This is a genomic window from Undibacterium sp. Ji22W, assembly GCF_049340305.1.
Taxonomy (GTDB): domain Bacteria; phylum Pseudomonadota; class Gammaproteobacteria; order Burkholderiales; family Burkholderiaceae_D; genus Undibacterium.
Map to the genome: position 1 here is coordinate 24,069 of NZ_JBMPOU010000002.1, position 16,861 is coordinate 40,929.

11 protein-coding genes are annotated in these 16,861 nt (G+C 45.9%); 2 read left to right on the top strand and 9 right to left on the bottom strand.

What is annotated here, in order from left to right; translation table 11 throughout:
• Positions 1–829 precede the first annotated feature (829 nt).
• Both ACO0KW_RS06945 and ACO0KW_RS06950 read left to right on the top strand, forming a co-directional pair.
• A complete protein-coding gene (locus tag ACO0KW_RS06945) occupies positions 830–3,673 on the top strand; it encodes a TonB-dependent receptor domain-containing protein (RefSeq protein ID WP_423052034.1) in 2,844 nt (947 codons plus the stop codon).
• A gap of 199 nt (positions 3,674–3,872) precedes the next feature.
• Positions 3,873–5,975, top strand: coding sequence for a M13 family metallopeptidase (locus ACO0KW_RS06950; RefSeq protein ID WP_423052036.1), 2,103 nt, complete (start codon positions 3,873–3,875; stop codon positions 5,973–5,975).
• Positions 5,976–6,107: 132 nt separating this feature from the next.
• Here the strand turns inward: ACO0KW_RS06950 and ACO0KW_RS06955 are convergent, their stop codons facing one another.
• The 9 genes from ACO0KW_RS06955 to ACO0KW_RS06995 form a co-directional block, all read right to left on the bottom strand.
• Positions 6,108–6,731, bottom strand: a complete 624-nt coding sequence (locus ACO0KW_RS06955; protein WP_423052038.1) for a methyltransferase domain-containing protein — start codon at positions 6,729–6,731, stop codon at positions 6,108–6,110.
• Complete coding sequence (ubiB, locus tag ACO0KW_RS06960; RefSeq protein ID WP_423052040.1) at positions 6,728–8,299, bottom strand: ubiquinone biosynthesis regulatory protein kinase UbiB; 1,572 nt, start codon at positions 8,297–8,299, stop codon at positions 6,728–6,730. Before ubiB ends, ACO0KW_RS06955 begins: the two co-directional genes overlap by 4 nt.
• Positions 8,296–8,934 carry a ubiquinone biosynthesis accessory factor UbiJ gene (locus ACO0KW_RS06965; protein WP_423052042.1) on the bottom strand — a complete coding sequence of 213 codons (639 nt, stop codon included), beginning with the start codon at positions 8,932–8,934 and terminating at the stop codon, positions 8,296–8,298. The genes ubiB and ACO0KW_RS06965 overlap by 4 nt, the downstream gene beginning before the upstream one ends.
• 115 nt (positions 8,935–9,049) lie before the next feature.
• Complete coding sequence (locus tag ACO0KW_RS06970) at positions 9,050–10,009, bottom strand: Tim44 domain-containing protein (RefSeq protein ID WP_423052044.1); 960 nt, start codon at positions 10,007–10,009, stop codon at positions 9,050–9,052.
• Between the two features lie 78 nt (positions 10,010–10,087).
• Positions 10,088–10,846 (bottom strand): bifunctional demethylmenaquinone methyltransferase/2-methoxy-6-polyprenyl-1,4-benzoquinol methylase UbiE, encoded by a 759-nt coding sequence (ubiE, locus tag ACO0KW_RS06975; RefSeq protein WP_423053438.1) that lies wholly within the window; start codon positions 10,844–10,846, stop codon positions 10,088–10,090.
• Positions 10,847–11,017: 171 nt separating this feature from the next.
• A complete protein-coding gene (locus ACO0KW_RS06980) occupies positions 11,018–11,449 on the bottom strand; it encodes a gamma-butyrobetaine hydroxylase-like domain-containing protein (protein ID WP_423052046.1) in 432 nt (143 codons plus the stop codon).
• 141 nt (positions 11,450–11,590) lie between these two features.
• Positions 11,591–12,010 carry an HIT family protein gene (locus tag ACO0KW_RS06985; RefSeq protein ID WP_423052048.1) on the bottom strand — a complete coding sequence of 140 codons (420 nt, stop codon included), beginning with the start codon at positions 12,008–12,010 and terminating at the stop codon, positions 11,591–11,593.
• Positions 12,011–12,021: 11 nt separating this feature from the next.
• Complete coding sequence (locus ACO0KW_RS06990; RefSeq protein WP_423052050.1) at positions 12,022–16,014, bottom strand: DUF3683 domain-containing protein; 3,993 nt, start codon at positions 16,012–16,014, stop codon at positions 12,022–12,024.
• A gap of 224 nt (positions 16,015–16,238) precedes the next feature.
• Positions 16,239–16,730, bottom strand: coding sequence for a YqaA family protein (locus ACO0KW_RS06995; RefSeq protein WP_423052052.1), 492 nt, complete (start codon positions 16,728–16,730; stop codon positions 16,239–16,241).
• Between the last annotated feature and the right edge of the window lie 131 nt (positions 16,731–16,861).

A 16,861-nucleotide genomic window follows, 5' to 3' on the forward strand; every position in this document is an offset into this window, starting at 1 on the left:
GCGTCGCTAAAAACTTCCGCTCACTGGCTTGTTCTCTCGCCACTTGACTTGCTGTGCAAAATCCTCAAAACACTCGCCCTGTCTTTGCTTGACATACTGCCATCAAAAATTGCTCGTTTAAGCACCGCCTTAGCAGGAGCATTCGTGTCATTTTCACATGCATATTTTGTCGAAATGGGTTCGCAGAATATTTTTTTGCAAGTTGTAAAGAAATTCAAAAACATCAATTTTGTTGTAAAAATGCTGCAACACAAAAACACGCAAAATTTATTTTTTTATTTTTTACTAAAAATACAATGAGTTGCACTCAAGAATTAAATTGCTAATTTGAAATATTTTACGCAGTTAATCCCATGCAACAAGTTCAGGTGCAAATTTCGAATCGAAATACGCTAGCTTCTTAGAACAAAATTCTGTCCAGAACCACTTCCGTCAAATAAAAAAACCATTTGTAAATTGCTATTCAATCAATTTATTTACAAGCAAGACAATTATGCATTTCAGTCAAAACTGGTATTGATCTGGACTGCAACAAGGACTGTTGTTTTTCAAACTTGTCGAAAATTGCCTAGCTTGACACTCATAGGTGGTGAATGGTCTGATTCGTGGTGAATGTTTTTTCAGGGTTAATTAGATAACATTTTTTGTTGCTAGGTAGTTTTGTTGATAATTTGAAATGCAATGGGTTTTTATCAAACGGACACTAACAATAACTAAGCAGTTTTTAATCAGCAGTCCCCACAAAAAATTCATTTCCCAATAAGTTTTAAAGAAATTCAAAAAGTTTCTAAAAGCTCATTTTGTTGTTTAATAACTGGAGGAAGTTAACATGGTAGAAAAAATCTTATCCCGCTCAGTACGCCTGATGTTTGCAAGTGGCGTCGTGATGGGAGCAGGCATGCTCGCGCAACCTGCATTCGCACAAGACGCAACACAACGTATCGAAATTACTGGTTCATCCATTAAACGTATCGCTGTTGAAGGCGCATTGCCAGTTCAAACTTTGTCTAAAGCACAAATCGAACAATCTGGTGCAACAACTGCTGCTGACTTGATCGCTTCTTTGCCATCTATGCAAGGTTTCGTATCCTCTTCCGCATCTGTTAACGGCGGCGGCGGCGGTACACAAACTGCGTCCATCCACGGTATCGGCGATGGCTATACCTTAGTATTGTTAAATGGTCGCCGTGTTGCACCATTTACTACTGGCTCCACCGTCAACTTGGCAAGCATCCCTTTGTCAGCGGTTGAACGCGTTGAAATTTTGACTGATGGCGCATCCGCTTTGTACGGTTCAGATGCGATTGCTGGTGTTGTTAACTTCGTATTGAAGAAAAATCAAAAAGATTTCAATATTGAATTTACATACAGCACGCCACAAGAATCTTCTAAAGGCAAAACAACTAACGTCGCGATTTCTAAAGGTTTCGGCGATTTGAATAAAGATGGTTACAACGTATTGTTAGCGTACAGCCATGATGAACAAGCAGAATTGAATGCCGCTGACCGCGAATTCACCAAAATGGGTGGTCAAACAGCATTTAACGAAAATGGCAAAAAGTACATCATGACGATGACTTCAGGCAACTCTACGCCAGGTAACGTTACTGTTCGTCGTTCAGATGGTGGTGCAGTTAACTTCAACCCATACAAAATCTTGAATGGCACTTGCCCAGCACTCAATACTGTTGCTGCCGGTGACCGTTGCCGTTTTGACTATGCACAAACGGTACAAATTATGCCAGAGTTGAAGCGTGATAGCTTCATGGGTACTTTGAACTACCAAATCAACGATGATTTGAAATTCTATGCTGAAACTTTGGCTACTAAGTTCACTAGCACAGCGGCTTTTGCTGCGCCAGCACAGCCTTTGGGCATAGACTTGAAGAGCAAAGTTTGGGCGAACGCACTCCCAGCCTACGTGAAAATGGGTTTTAACCCTGCAAACGTCACTAGCGCAACGATGAATTTACGCTTAGTTGATTCTGGCCGCCGTACAGATGGTTGGGAAACTAATTCCAAACATTTGGCGACAGGTTTGGAAGGTACATTCAAAAACTGGGACTACGCACTTGGTTATATTTTCTCTGAAAACAAATCAATTGATAACGCTGTTGCTGGCTACACAAGTGGCGAAAAACTCGACGCGTTGATGGCATCTGGCGCATTCAACCCATTCTTAGCGCCATCCGCAGCTCAGAAGGCGGCTTTAGCCCCAGCAGTTTTGCATCAAGTTCTGGACACTAGCACATCTTCTATCAGTGTTTTGAATTTGCGCGCGTCGACTAGCTTGTTCCAAATGGCTGGTGGTGCAGCAAGTATCGGCTTGGGTGCTGATGCGATGACACAAAAGTATGTTGATAATCCTAGCGCGATTGCTCAAGGTCCAAACATTCAACAACCTAACTGGACAGATACTAACGTTGGTGGTGGTACTGGTGCTTTGCCAGTTGATGCATCACGTAAGAGCTGGGGTGGTTTTACAGAGTTGCAAATGCCAGTTTTGAAAAACTTGGATGTTAACTTTGCTGCGCGTTACGATAGTTATGATGCGGTAAAAAATGCCAAGAATTTTGATGACTTAGGCAATCTGCGCGCACCTGCAACGCAAGGTTCAAAACAAAGCTCTGCAACTTACAAATTATCTGCAGCATTCCGTCCTGTGGATAACACTTTGTTGCGCGCATCGTATGGTACTGGCTTCAAAGCACCAAACATGACGAGCATCACGCAACCTATCGTTAATGGTGGTTCTTCTAATTTCTACGATTGCCCAGGTCCGGTCAAATCAAGTCCATTATCATCACTCTGTAACGGCTATGCCGAATACGGTCTGTTGAGTGGCGGTAACTCTGCAACTGGCAGCACAGCACTGAAACCAGAACAATCCAAACAATGGACTTTGGGTTTCCGCGTTGAGCCAATTCAAAGTGTTTCAGTTGGTTTCGATTTGTGGGAAGTAAAATTAAAAGACCAAATTACAAGTTTGCCTCAGTCATTGGTATTCCAAGATAAAACTGGTAAATATTTGCCGTTATTCTCTGCTTACTATGACCCGATCCAGAAGCAAAAAGTATTGGTAGCGACACTTTCCCCATTCAACTTGGCGAATGCGAAATTCCAAGGTATCGATTGGGATCATTCTTATAGAATGAATACTTCTGCAGGTAAAGTAACGTTCAACTGGACTGGTACTTACATGTTGAAAGCGGATAGTGATTCTGGCGTCCCAGGCGAAGCTACTGAGAAAAGTGTTGGTCGTTTCGATAAGTACAACAACGTGACTTTCCGTGTTATTTCACGTTTGTCTGCAATCTGGAAACCATCTGACCGTTACACACATTCTGCGACATTGGGCTACCACTCAAGCTACACTGATCAAGTCATTACGGCGGATAACGACGGTTCATTGGCATTACGCAATGCTGATGGCAGCGCAGGTGATAACGTTGATTTGACACGTACAGTAAGAGCGTACTACACACTGGATTTGCAATCTAAAGTTAAATTCAGCAACAACCTGACTATCACTGGTGGTATCAAGAACTTGTTTAATCAAGATCCTCCACTCTCCATCCGCAATGCTGGTGGTGGTAATCACTTAGGCATCGATGGTCGCTACACAGATCCATTGGGTCGTCAGTTCTACGTCGTTGGTAACTTGAAGTTCTAATTTTTGCTTCAACTACGAATTACTTAGTAACTAAGTTGGTAATGAAAGCCCCAAGGAAACTTGGGGCTTTTTTATTTTCACAAAATATATCCGCTTTCACTGACGCTACTACCGGAACTCCTCTTCGCATTAATGGTCAGAGACAAGCTAGTTTATCAAATCATTTTCAATCTTCGCCTCGTCACACTAAGGAACGTATATGCGCCAAAAGCTGTTGTTCTCCATTATTTCTGGTCTGTTTGTGAGCACACTGAGTGCCAACCTGTTAGCGCAAACCAATGCCCCCTCTTCTCCGTCCACCACAACAAAGAAACAAGCAACGGTCAAGGCTAAAAAGGCAGCATTGCAATCAGGAATCGATCTGCAATGGATAGATAAAAGTGTTCGTCCACAGGACGATTTTTTCCGCTTTATGTCTGGCAAATGGTTAGATACGGTAGAAATTCCGGCAGATCGTGGTCGCTATGGTGCATTTGATCAATTGGCTGAATTATCAGCAAAACAATCAGCCGCGATCATTCAAGATCTGGCTAAAAAGTCTGATTTGAAGTCAGGTACCAACCAACAAAAAATCGCCGATCTCTATAATAGCTTTATGGATGAAGCGCGTTTGGAAGAACTCGACATCAAACCTCTGCAAGCCGACTTCGCCCGCATTCAACAGCTCAAAGATAAGGCCGAGTTACCTGCGATGCTCGCCTATCTTGCGCGTATCAGCGTCGGTACGCCAATTGGTTCTGGTGTCACGCAAGATGCGAAAGACTCATCAAAATACACAGTTTCAGTTGGTCAAGGCGGCTTAAGCCTGCCTGATCGTGACTACTATCTCAAGCTCGAAGACGCTAAATTCAAAGCGGTTCGTGAAGCCTATTTGGCACACGTAGAAAAAATGTTGTCCATGGCTGGAATCAGCAATGCACAGCAAGCCGCCGCTTCCATCATGGCGCTCGAAACGGAGATTGCCAAAATCCAATGGAGCAATGTAGAAAATCGTAATCCAGTCAAAACCTATAATAAAGTTGACATCGCTAAACTCGGCGACTTCTTGCCAGGATTTGACTGGAATAAATACTTCGCCGAAATGGGTACTGGCGGCAAGACTGACTCGGTGATCGTCCGTCAACCAAGCTACCTCACCGGCTTAAATAAAGTGATTCAGGCTACGCCACTCGAAACCTGGCAAGCCTATTTCAATTGGCGCGTGTTGAATGCTTATGCTCCGTATCTGAGTAAACGCTTTGTTGATCAGGATTTTTCATTCTCGAATGTGACACTGCGTGGTATTCCAGAAAATCAACCACGCTGGAAACGTGGCGTGGGTCGCGTTGAGGAAAGCCTGTCAGAAGCTTTAGGTCAATTGTATGTAGAAAAGCACTTCCCTGCCGAGAATAAAGCTCGCATGCAGGTACTGGTCAACAATCTCTTATTGGCTTACAAGCAAAGCATAGAAACCTTGCCTTGGATGGGCGAAGCAACTAAGAAAGAAGCCCTGACCAAATTATCAAAATTCACACCAAAAATTGGCTATCCAGATAAATGGCGTGATTACAGCAAGTTGACTATCGTTAAAGGCGATCTGGTCTCGAATATCAAAGCTGGCCGCGCTTTTGCCTATCAACGCCAAGTCGATAAACTTGGTAAGCCAGTCGACCGTAGCGAATGGGGCATGAGTCCTCAAACGGTCAATGCCTATTACAACTCACGTCAAAATGAAATCGTCTTCCCAGCGGCAATTTTAATGCCACCGTTCTTCAATCCTGAAGCGGACGACGCGGTCAATTACGGCGGCATCGGCGCGGTGATCGGCCATGAAATTGGCCACGGCTTTGATGACTCTGGTAGCCAATCTGATGGCGATGGTAATTTACGTGACTGGTGGACTGCGGAAGACAAAGCAAACTTTGGCAAAGTCACCGATGCCTTGGTTGCACAATATGGTAGCTACAGCCCTATCGAAGGCTATAAAGTGAATGGCAAACTGACCTTAGGTGAGAACATTGGCGACAATGCAGGTTTATCCATCGCCTACAAAGCTTATCAATTATCACTCAATGGCAAGAAAGCGCCAGTAATCGACGGCTATAGCGGTAATCAGCGCGTGTTCATGGGTTGGGCGCAAGTATGGCGCGGCAAAGCACGTGATGCCGAAACCATTCGTTTGTTAGCGACTGACTCACATGCACCAGGTGTATTCCGCGCGAATGGTCCACTGACAAATTTGCCAGAGTTTTACCAAGCTTTCGATGTGAAAGCGGGCGATAAAATGTATGTAGCACCAGAGAAACGTATTCGGGTTTGGTAGTCGTCAAGTATTTTCTACCTTAAACAATAAGCAAAAAAGCGGATAAAATTTATCCGCTTTTTTGTTCTTTGATTTGACGACCAAGCTGATGTTTCAGCGCAGGTAATTCGAGAAATTTTGCCGTTTCTTTTCCTATAATCGCTGCCAAATTTGCCAGCGCTCTTTGCCTTCGAATACCGCAAGTGAATCACTCACTTCGGCATCTTCCAGACAAACGAAATACGGTTGCATTAAAGTCTGAAATTCTTGAGGATGTGTACGAAATGGCGGGCCTTTTTTACTAGCGCCCTCAGTATCGTCCAGCAGAAAAAAACCTATTAGCTTAGCACCGACTGGCAACAACACCGCCCAACGTTCCACAACAGCTTTGCGCATCGCTGGTGGCAATGCACAAAAGAAGGCGCGTTCATAAATCAATGTCAGCGCTTGCTCAGGGACGAACTTAAAAAAATCCGCTTGTTGCACGCGCTCAGCCCATTTTCCGACTTGTGATTTTGCAGTGACGACTGCACTACTGGAAAAATCAATCGCTGTAACTTGCCAACCCGCTTCCGATAAAATTTCTAATTCGTGCGCATGGCCACAACCCGGAATTAAACAATGATGAGTTCCCGATACGGACACCTCAGAATGCGCAACAAAATCTTGCAAGGATTGTGGTACCGCGCCACGATTCCAAGGTGTAAATCCTTGTTGAAAGCGCTCATCCCAAAACTCGGGATGATTCGGATCGCGACTAGAAAATTGCGGTGTCATACTGCCGGAAGCATGAAAAAATTCACATAAGAAAACGCTAGAATAACCCCGGCTAACACGCCAACGCCGACATAAATAATTGCGCGCAATAAGGAGTTGGTCGCACGCTGTTCAGCGATCAAACTTGCCAGCAGCACTTCGTTATTGCCACCTTCGGCGGCACGACTCAAAGCTTGATGTGCGAGGCGCGGTAATTGCGGGAAAATATGACTATAGCGTGGCGCTTCCGCTTTGAGCTTATCAAGCAAACCGCGCCAGCCGACCTGCTCACTCATCCAACGTTCTAGGTAAGGTTTCGCGGTTTTCCACAGGTCTAGATCAGGATCAAGTTGACGCCCCAGACCCTCGATATTGAGTAAAGTTTTTTGTAGCAAAACTAGTTGCGGTTGCACTTCCACATTAAAACGACGCGAGGTTTGGAAAAGGCGCAATAACACCTGACCAAATGAAATATCTTTTAATGGTCGATCAAAGATGGGTTCACAACAGGCGCGTACAGCGGCTTCCAGTTCGTCCACGCGGGTTTCTTTGGGAGCCCAGCCTGATTCTATGTGCGCCTCGGCGACACGTTTATAATCGCGCTGAAAGAAAGCTAAAAAGTTCTGCGAGAGATAATCTTTGTCGTAATCATTGAGCGTACCGACAATGCCAAAATCGAGCGCGATATATCGGCCTAAAGTAGCAGGTTCAATCGATACCAGAATATTACCCGGATGCATGTCAGCATGAAAAAATCCATCGCGGAAAATCTGCGTAAAGAAAATTGTTACCCCATCTCGCGAGAGCTTCGCCAGATCGACACCCGCTTCTTGCAACTTGTCAATTTGCGAAATCGGTATGCCCTTCATACGTTCCATGACGATCACCGATGACGAGCAATAATCCCAGTACATTTCAGGCACGATCAGTAAATCCGAATCAGCAAAATTGCGACGCAATTGACTGCCATTCGCGGCTTCGCGCATCAGGTCTAACTCATCGTGCAAATATTTATCGAATTCTCCGACGACTTCTTTGGCTTTCAGGCGTTTACCATCAGCCCATAAAAACTCTAACCAGCCAGCGGCGATTTTCATCAGCGCTACGTCACGGTCTATGGTTTCTTTCATTCCTGGACGCAGCACTTTCACCGCCGCTTCGCGACCATCTTTTAAGCTTGCAAAATGGACTTGCGCAATCGAAGCCGACGCCACTGGTACGCGTTCAAAACTGGCGAATAATTGATCCGGATGCGCGCCGAGGGATTTCGTAATTTGCGCGACTGCGAGATCAGGATCGAATGACGGTACACGATCTTGCAACAGTGCCAGTTCGTTTGCGATATCCGGTGGCATCAGATCACGGCGGGTAGACAACACCTGCCCAAATTTGACGAAAATAGGGCCGAGATCTTCTAAAGATTTGCGCAGACGTTCGCCACGAGGTGCGGATAAATCACGCCAGAACAATAATGTTTTGATGAGCTTTGCGGTGCGCGGAATACGCAAGCCCGACATCGCGATTTCATCAATACCGTATTTCAGAACGATGCGAACAATTTTAAACAAGCGTAGGGAATTTAAAATCATTGCTTGGCTACCTTCATTTTTTCTAATCTTTCTATTCTTTCAAGGCGCTTCATCAGACGTTCAACATCATCACGGGTTTTATTCACTTGCTCGCCAAAAGCACGTACCGCTTGAGGGCGTACCAACATAGGGTTTTCTTCTAAAAAATATTCAGCCAGATTTTCTTGTAAGTTCTTGTGTGTGCGTTTTGCATTTTCAACGATGTTCTTACCAGTGGCAACCATGCGCACCGCCGCTACATCGCCGAATAATTTACTTAAATCTTCTTCTGCATCCCAACGTAAATCTTGACTCAATTGCGATAGGGTATTCGCAAAGTCGGCATCGCCTTCGATCTTCACGTAAGACACCGCGCGTTCTCGATTTTGTGCAATCAAAGGCAGATCGGCTGCCCTAATTCGCAAAATGACATGATCAGCGTTCGTTTCGCTTTTCTCTTCCGCAGCTTGCAGCATGCCGTCTGCGCCAACTTTTACACGCAACTGAATTAGCTCAATATCGATACAGGCTGACTTGCCTGCATGTTTTTGCAAACGTGCAGCAGCCCATGGTTCTTGTGCCAATAAGTGATTTACAGACAGAATAAAGGGAGTGGAAATCATAGGAATAAAATAAAAAACCGCGCATGACATCATGCGCGGTTCTTAGTTTAACAGCAAACCCTTAAAACACCTTAAAACCAGGCGATTTCATAGGCTTTAATCAGATACAAGTTTGTCCGAAAACAAAGCTGTACCGATATCAATGAAATTAATTCAACTGCTGAATACCGGCCAACAACCAACCTGATTGACCATTCACTGGCTTCGCCAAGTTCCAGACTTCAGCGAATGCTTCTGGATTTGTCGCACTACCTTCTTTGATCATGCCCGTGAATTTAACACTAGCAACATAATCGTAAGCTTGAGTTTCTATGCCCAACAATTCTGCATCCAAAGTCACGACATCGGTTTCATTCTTCGCGTTACCACGGTCTTGCAATTCCAACTTCATTTCCGCAAACATTTCTGGTGAAGTGAATTCACGGATATCGTTGATATCACCACGATCCCATGCTGCTTGCAAACGAATGTAATTTGATTTTGCATGACGCAAGAAACCTGTCACATCAAAGTCCGCTGGAATAGTCCAATTGCCTTGATTCGCTAAGGGTGCAGAACCAGTACCATTTAAATTGGCGGTACTTACAGATGCTGGTGTGAATGCCGCAGGTGCTTGTTGTGCAGGGTTAATACGTGAACCAATTTCCGGCAATGCATTATTGTCTGGTACGCCCGCATACGCTGGTTGCTGGTTAAACATACTCGGTGCCGCACCATCTTTCTTGCGAGTGAACAAGCGGAACAAGAAGAACACAGCAAAGCCTATCAACGCAAACGTTAAAATGGAACCCATGGCACTAGCCAATCCTCCACCCATGCCCAATGAAGAGAACAAACCTGCCAACAAAGCCCCACCGATCAAACCGCCAACAATGCCCTTCCAAGGAATCGATGGCTTTGGTGGAACGGCTGGTGTAGCAGCATTTGGCGCACCAGGTTTTGCTGCTTGCGCAGGATTTGCCGTAGTCGCTGGCGGTGCTTTTTGTGTCACATTGCTGGACTGACGACCAAACGAACTACGCTTGCCCATACGCTGCGCATCAGCGTCGGCCGCGACCATAGTCATTGCGCCAAATAACAAAGCAACACTGATTAAAATATGTTTCATGTAAATCTCCTTTTTGCACTACAAACTAGGTAACAACTATATAAAGAAACCACAATGAGTTCTATTTAACTCACTGCCTTATAACTTAATTCCGGTATGCAGCGCCGCTACACCTGCCGTCAAATTAAAATATTCCACACGCTCTAAACCAGCCTCTTGCATCATGGTTTTTAAGGTTTCCTGATCAGGATGCATGCGTATCGATTCTGCTAAATAACGATAACTATCGGCATCATTCGCAATCTTTTGTCCTAACCACGGCAGCACCTTAAAGGAATACAAGTCGTAAGGCTTCTGCAAAACGTCTGGTACTTTGGAAAATTCCAACACCAACAATTTCCCACCCGGTTTCAAGACTCGGCGCATCTCTGCCAAGGCCTGATCTTTATGCGTCATGTTGCGCAGACCAAATGCGACACTGACGCGATCAAAATAATTATCAGGAAATGGCAACTTCTCAGCATCACACAATAAGGTTGGGGTAATCAGACCTTTATTCAAGAGACGATCGCGACCTACGCGTAACATCGACTCATTGATATCGGTATGCCAGACTTCACCCGTTTTACCCGCTTTTTTTACAAATTCTTTTGCCAGATCGCCCGTACCACCAGCGATATCGAGCACTTTAAAACCCGGACGTATGCCCGCTTGGGCTATTGTGAAAATCTTCCAGACGCGGTGCAAACCTGCGGACATCAGATCGTTCATCACGTCGTATTTGGCTGCCACTGAATGGAAAACCTCAGCCACTTTATGTACTTTTTCTTCTTCGGCCACCGTGGTGTAACCAAAATGGGTGGTCGACCCATCTACTTTATTTGCTTGCTCACTCATCTTGATACTCTGCAGAGAATTAAGGGTTGGGATTTCCATGCTTTGGCCTAAGACTTGTCGACGAGACTTAGGCGGCATATTGGAAATCGACAGGCGGGATTATAGAGCCGAATCAGGAGTCTGACCCGGACTTAAGTCAATATTTCTGCGGTAGAAATTTCTAGAAATTACCTATGAACCGCATTTTGATCCGGTTTTGGCTGCAGGAATGGCGTCACGACCAGTCTCACCAGCATAGCCAGCTGCTTGCAGGCGTGCCAAATAGTCTTGCCACAATGTTGCTTGATGCGTCCCCAGCCAATACAAATATTCCCAAGTAAAAATACCTGTGCTGTGATCATCGGTAAAAATCGGCTTAATCGCGTAGTTACCGACTGGTTCTATGCCTGTAATGCTGACTAAGCGCTTACCGATTTGCAAAACTTCCTGTCCTTCGCCATGACCGCGTACTTCGGCTGAGGGTGAGTACACGCGCATTAGTTCAAACGGCAGTTCAAAACGTTTGCCATCGTCGAATTCGACTTCTAGAAGGCGCGATACCGTTCTGGCGTTGAGTGCTGTTGGGTGGACTTTGTGGGATATTGAAGGTGGTAGATGATTCATGTTTTTCTTATTTGATAGGGAGTTAAGTGAATCTTATGCAAGCATCATTACCATCATTTTTGCATGCTTTTAGCAGTAATCCAGTGTCTTGCGTAGATCAAACTACGCCACCGTGCCCCTGCATTCGCATTCTCGATGTAATTACGCAGCAAACCCTCGTTTCAATACTTCACGCAAGACTGGCAACAAAGCGCGCTTCGCCTCCATTTCCGCAGACACGCGATCCGTCGCCGCCCATATAGGATTCGGAAAATGCGCATCGTCAAGATAACGTGGAATCACATGCCAGTGCAGATGCGGCACCATATTTCCGAGGCTAGCGAGATTAATTTTATGCGGCTGCATCACATCACGTATCGCTTGTTCGACTTTGCAAACGGCTTGCATCATCGTCGAGCGATCGGCGATGGCTAAGTCGGTCATCTCTTTAACATGGGTGTTCCAGATGACACGACAAAATCCCGGATAATTTGCATCATCGATCAAGACCACGCGCAATTTGTCGGTTTTAAGGATCAGTTCACCACCATCAACCGTGCATAATTCACAATTCATTGCCATCGCTCTCAAGCCTATACCAATACGCGTTCTATACCGCCATTATTCGCCTTCGCGACATATTCTGGCATCCAGTTTTCACCGAGGATATGACGCGCCATTTCGACCACAATGTAATCGGCTTGTGTACCACTATCATCGTTATAGCGTGACAAACCTTGCAAGCAAGATGGGCAAGATGTCAGGATTTTGACATCGCCAGTAAAACCGTCATTGCGCAATTTATCCGCGCCTTTGGTCATCTCTTCTTCTTTGCGGAAACGTACTTGCGTAGAGATGTCAGGACGACTCACGGCTAAGGTACCGGACTCACCGCAGCAACGTTCGTTTTTTTCAATTTTTACATTATCGACCGTCGTAATCAGGCTGTTGATGGTCTTACCGGATTCCTGCAATTTCATCGGATTATGACAAGGCTCGTGATACATGTAACGCGTACCCGTCACGCCTTCGAGTTTGACGTTTTTCTCCATCAAGAATTCATGAATATCGATGATGCGGCAACCTGGAAAGATCTTGTCGAATTCGTAGGTGGCTAATTGGTCATAGCACGTACCACAAGATACGACCACCGTTTTGATATCGAGGTAGTTCAAAGTATTTGCCATACGATGGAATAACACACGGTTATCGGTCATCATTTTTTCGGCTTTGTCGAACTGCCCTGCACCGCGTTGCGGATATCCACAGCACAAATACCCCGGCGGCAAAACAGTTTGCACACCCACATTCCACAACATCGCCTGCGTTGCCAAGCCGACTTGCGAGAACAAGCGCTCAGAACCGCAGCCGGGGAAGTAGAACACGGCTTCGGTATCAGCCGTCGTGGTTTGTGGATTACGAATAATCGGCACAATTTTATCGTCTTCAATATCGAGTAATGCACGCGCGGTTTTCTTCGGCAAATTGCCCGGCATTTTCTTGTTAATGAAATGAATGACTTGCTCTTTCATCGGCGCTTTACCGACTGTCGCAGGTGGCGCCTTAGTCTGTGATTTGGCAAACTTCTTAAAGAAATCATGACCAAATCGTTGTGCTTTATAACCCCAGCCTATCATCACTTTGCGGGTCGCATTAATCGTCGCAGGATCAGTCGCGTTCAAAAAGAACATAGACGCAGCGGTGCCTGGATTAAATTTTTTCTGTCCCATTTTACGCAATAGATTGCGCATATTCATCGATACATCACCAAAGTCGATATCGACGGGACAAGGGTTCGCACACTTATGACAAACCGTGCAATGATCAGCGACATCAGAGAATTCATCCCAATGTTTAATCGAAATTCCGCGCCGTGTTTGTTCTTCGTACAAGAAGGCTTCCACCAACAAGGATGTCGCCAAAATTTTATTTCGAGGCGAATACAATAAGTTAGCACGTGGCACATGCGTCGCACAGACAGGCTTGCATTTACCGCAACGCAGACAGTCTTTGACACTATTCGCGATCGCACCGATATCGCTTTGTTGCATGATCAATGATTCGTGCCCCATCAATCCGAACGAAGGCGTATACGCATTACGCAGATCAGCCGCGAACTCAGGCAGATTTAAAAGTTTACCTTTGTTGAAGCGCCCTTCTGGATCGATACGCAATTTATATGAGCGGAAATCTTTGATCTCATCTTCGGTCAAAAATTCTAGTTTAGTAATCCCGATACCGTGTTCGCCAGAAATCACGCCATTCAACGAACGTGCCAACACCATGATGCGCGCGACAGCGTGATGCGCGACTTGCAGCATGTCGTAATCATCTGAATTGACGGGCAAATTGGTATGTACATTGCCGTCGCCTGCATGCATATGTAAGGCAACAAAGACACGACTACGTAATACTTTTTTGTGTATCGCGGTGCATTCATCCAAGATTAATTTGAAAGCGGCACCGTTGAAAATCTGGCGCAACAAAGCACGCACTTCAGTTTTCCAAGAGACACGGATGGTACGATCTTGCAATACATCAAACAGGGTCGCATCGGGCTGCTTTTGCAGGCGTTGTTCAAACACGAAATCGAGTTTATCGAGGCCTAACTTATTGAGTTCAACTCGGGCATCGCGCAAAGGCTGATCGAGTTGTGTCAGCAAGTAGGTCCAACGTGCTTGTATTTCACTCAGCAATTGATCCGCTTGCGAAACGCGATCTTCCAGTAATTCTGCCGCAGGAATATCGTCGCCATCGACATCTTCACTTTTACCTAAAGGCAGATTGCCACGTAAGACAAACTCTTTCAAAGCGGCGATACAAGCCAGCTTATTTTGTATCGAAAGTTCGATATTGATGCGTTCAATACCATCTGTATATTCGCCCATGCGATCGAGCGGGATCACCACGTCTTCATTGATCTTGAAAGCATTCGTATGTTTAGAAATCGCGGCCGTCTTGGCACGATCTAACCAGAATTTTTTACGCGCTTCTGGGCTGACAGCAACGAAGCCTTCGCCGACACGCGCATTCGCCATACGCACAACTTCCGATGCCGCTTGTGCGACAGCGTTTTCGTCGTCACCGACGATGTCACCAAACAAAGCCATCTTGGGAATTACACCGCGCTTCGATTTTGTCGTGTAACCAACGGCTTTCAAATAGCGTTCATCCAGATGTTCAAGACCTGCCAGAATCGCGCCACCTTTTTTGGTTTCGCCATCGAGGTAATCTTTAATCTCAACGATGCTAGGAATGGCATCGCGCGCTTGACCGAAAAATTCCAGACAAACGGTGCGCGCAAATTTCGGCATCTTGTGCAAAATCCAGCGCGCCGATGTAATCAAACCATCACAGCCTTCTTTCTGCACGCCCGGCAAACCCGCGAGGAATTTATCGGTCACATCTTTACCCAAGCCTTCCTTGCGGAAGGTTCGTCCGGGGATATTTAACAGCTCGGTTTTGAACGGTGCCTTTTCACCAGGATGCGTCCATTCCAATTGGAATTTCGCCACTTCCACATCATGAATCTTGCTGAAATTATGTTCTAGGCGCGTGACTTCCAGCCAGTCACCATTTGGATCAACCATACGCCAAGACGCTAAATTGTCTAGCGCGGTGCCCCACAATACGGCTTTCTTACCGCCGGCATTCATGGCGACATTGCCGCCTATGCATGAAGCTTCGGCGGAGGTCGGATCAACGGCAAATACAAAACCCGCTTTATCGGCGGCATCAGAAACCCGTTTCGTCACCACACCTGCGCCTGAATAAATCACGGCGTAATCGCGATCCGCACCGGGCAAGCGCATCATTTCGACCGCACCCAGTTGCTCCAGTTTTTCAGTATTAATCACAGCCGACATCGGCGTTAACGGAATCGCACCGCCGGTATAACCAGTACCGCCGCCACGCGGAATAATCGTCAATCCCAGCGTGATACAGGATTTAACCAAACCTGCCATTTCATCTTCTGTATCTGGCGTCAACACCACAAACGGATATTCCACACGCCAGTCGGTTGCATCGGTCACGTGCGAAACGCGGCTTAGACCGTCAAATTTGATATTATCCTTCGCCGTGTATTTCGCCAGCAACTTGTTGGCTTTTTTGCGCAAGTCGTAGGTATCACGGAATTCTTTCGCAAAATCCGCAACTGCTTTACGTGCCGCATTCACCAAAATTTCAACTGAATTACTACGGCTTGCGTCATCAGCACTAATCGAATCGGTCGCTACCCGACGTTTTTCGACTTCATGTAAGCGATGATCTAAGGCATCGATCAATGCCTGTCGACGCTTAGGGTTTTCCAACATATCGTCTTGCAAATACGGATTGCGACGCACGACCCAGATATCACCAAGCACTTCATACAACATACGTGCAGAACGACCTGTTTGACGTTTGCCGCGCAGACTATCAAGCAAAGCCCAGGCTTCTTCGCCTAGTAGACGAATGACGATTTCACGGTCGGAAAACGACGTGTAGTTGTACGGAATTTCTCGTAATCGGGAAGGAGCGGCACTTTGCGGTGCATGCTCATCATTAAATGGAAGACTACCTAGATTGTGGGCTGGAGCGTTCATCTGCAATTGATTGGACGGTATTTAATGGATGGGATTGGATTTAGATCCATTCTAGCGTATTGCGCTGCACCACGCAGAAACAGTCTTTACTTTTATGCAGATATCTTTTGAACTATTGTAAAAAAGCCTGAGGAAATTCCGCCATTCCACAAAAACTTTGAATATTTAGCATGAAAACTGCAGCTTTTGCCAGAGATTGCACAGTGCTAGTCGGCTAGATCGCTTCACGCCAACCAGCCAGCTATCCTGTGCCAAAAGCCTTCTGGCACGCTAAGCAAAAGATAGGTCATTGCCACATAGCGCAAAAACTTTCCAATTGCCATATACAACAAACAAGGCAAAGCGGGCAACTTTAGCCAGCCGCCCAAGGCACAAATCGGGTCCCCAATCAATGGCAGCCAAGCCAGCAACATGGTTTTGGCCCCGTGCCGTTCCAACCAGGCAAACCAGCGGCTATTGCGCTCTTTTGCAAAAGTTTGCTTGGCCTCATAACCGATGAAGTAGTTCAACATCCCCCCCAAGGTATTTCCAGCAGTAGCCACTAAGATCGTTAACCAAAACAAGTCTGGATTGGCTTTGATCATGGCAAATACCGCAGGTTCGGAACCAAGCGGCAGTAAAGTTGCCGAGACAAAGCTGACAACAAAAACTGCCGTCAAACCGATCTTCGAAATAGCGAAAACACTAAACAACCAGGCAACAGCCGCTTCTATCATGGCTTTTTCATTAAGGATCAAGAGGGATACATTATAATGGTTCAGACGGGACTTAAATAATTTGCACTTATTTCATCGCCATTGACGAGCATTACCCTTGCTCGCAGCCTGAAATACGAGTTAAAGCCAGC

Bases quoted from the DNA above. Each gene is read 5' to 3' on its own strand.
- ACO0KW_RS06950 (WP_423052036.1), top strand. From the start codon at position 3,873: ATGCGCCAAAAGCTGTTGTTCTCCATTATTTCTGGTCTGTTTGTGAGC.
- ubiE (WP_423053438.1), bottom strand. From the start codon at position 10,846: ATGAGTGAGCAAGCAAATAAAGTAGATGGGTCGACCACCCATTTTGGT.
- ACO0KW_RS06965 (WP_423052042.1), bottom strand. From the start codon at position 8,934: ATGATGTCATGCGCGGTTTTTTATTTTATTCCTATGATTTCCACTCCC.
- ubiB (WP_423052040.1), bottom strand. From the start codon at position 8,299: ATGATTTTAAATTCCCTACGCTTGTTTAAAATTGTTCGCATCGTTCTG.
- ACO0KW_RS06980 (WP_423052046.1), bottom strand. From the start codon at position 11,449: ATGAATCATCTACCACCTTCAATATCCCACAAAGTCCACCCAACAGCA.
- ACO0KW_RS06945 (WP_423052034.1), top strand. From the start codon at position 830: ATGGTAGAAAAAATCTTATCCCGCTCAGTACGCCTGATGTTTGCAAGT.
- ACO0KW_RS06985 (WP_423052048.1), bottom strand. From the start codon at position 12,010: ATGGCAATGAATTGTGAATTATGCACGGTTGATGGTGGTGAACTGATC.
- ACO0KW_RS06995 (WP_423052052.1), bottom strand. From the start codon at position 16,730: ATGATAGAAGCGGCTGTTGCCTGGTTGTTTAGTGTTTTCGCTATTTCG.
- ACO0KW_RS06955 (WP_423052038.1), bottom strand. From the start codon at position 6,731: ATGACACCGCAATTTTCTAGTCGCGATCCGAATCATCCCGAGTTTTGG.
- ACO0KW_RS06990 (WP_423052050.1), bottom strand. From the start codon at position 16,014: ATGAACGCTCCAGCCCACAATCTAGGTAGTCTTCCATTTAATGATGAG.
- ACO0KW_RS06970 (WP_423052044.1), bottom strand. From the start codon at position 10,009: ATGAAACATATTTTAATCAGTGTTGCTTTGTTATTTGGCGCAATGACT.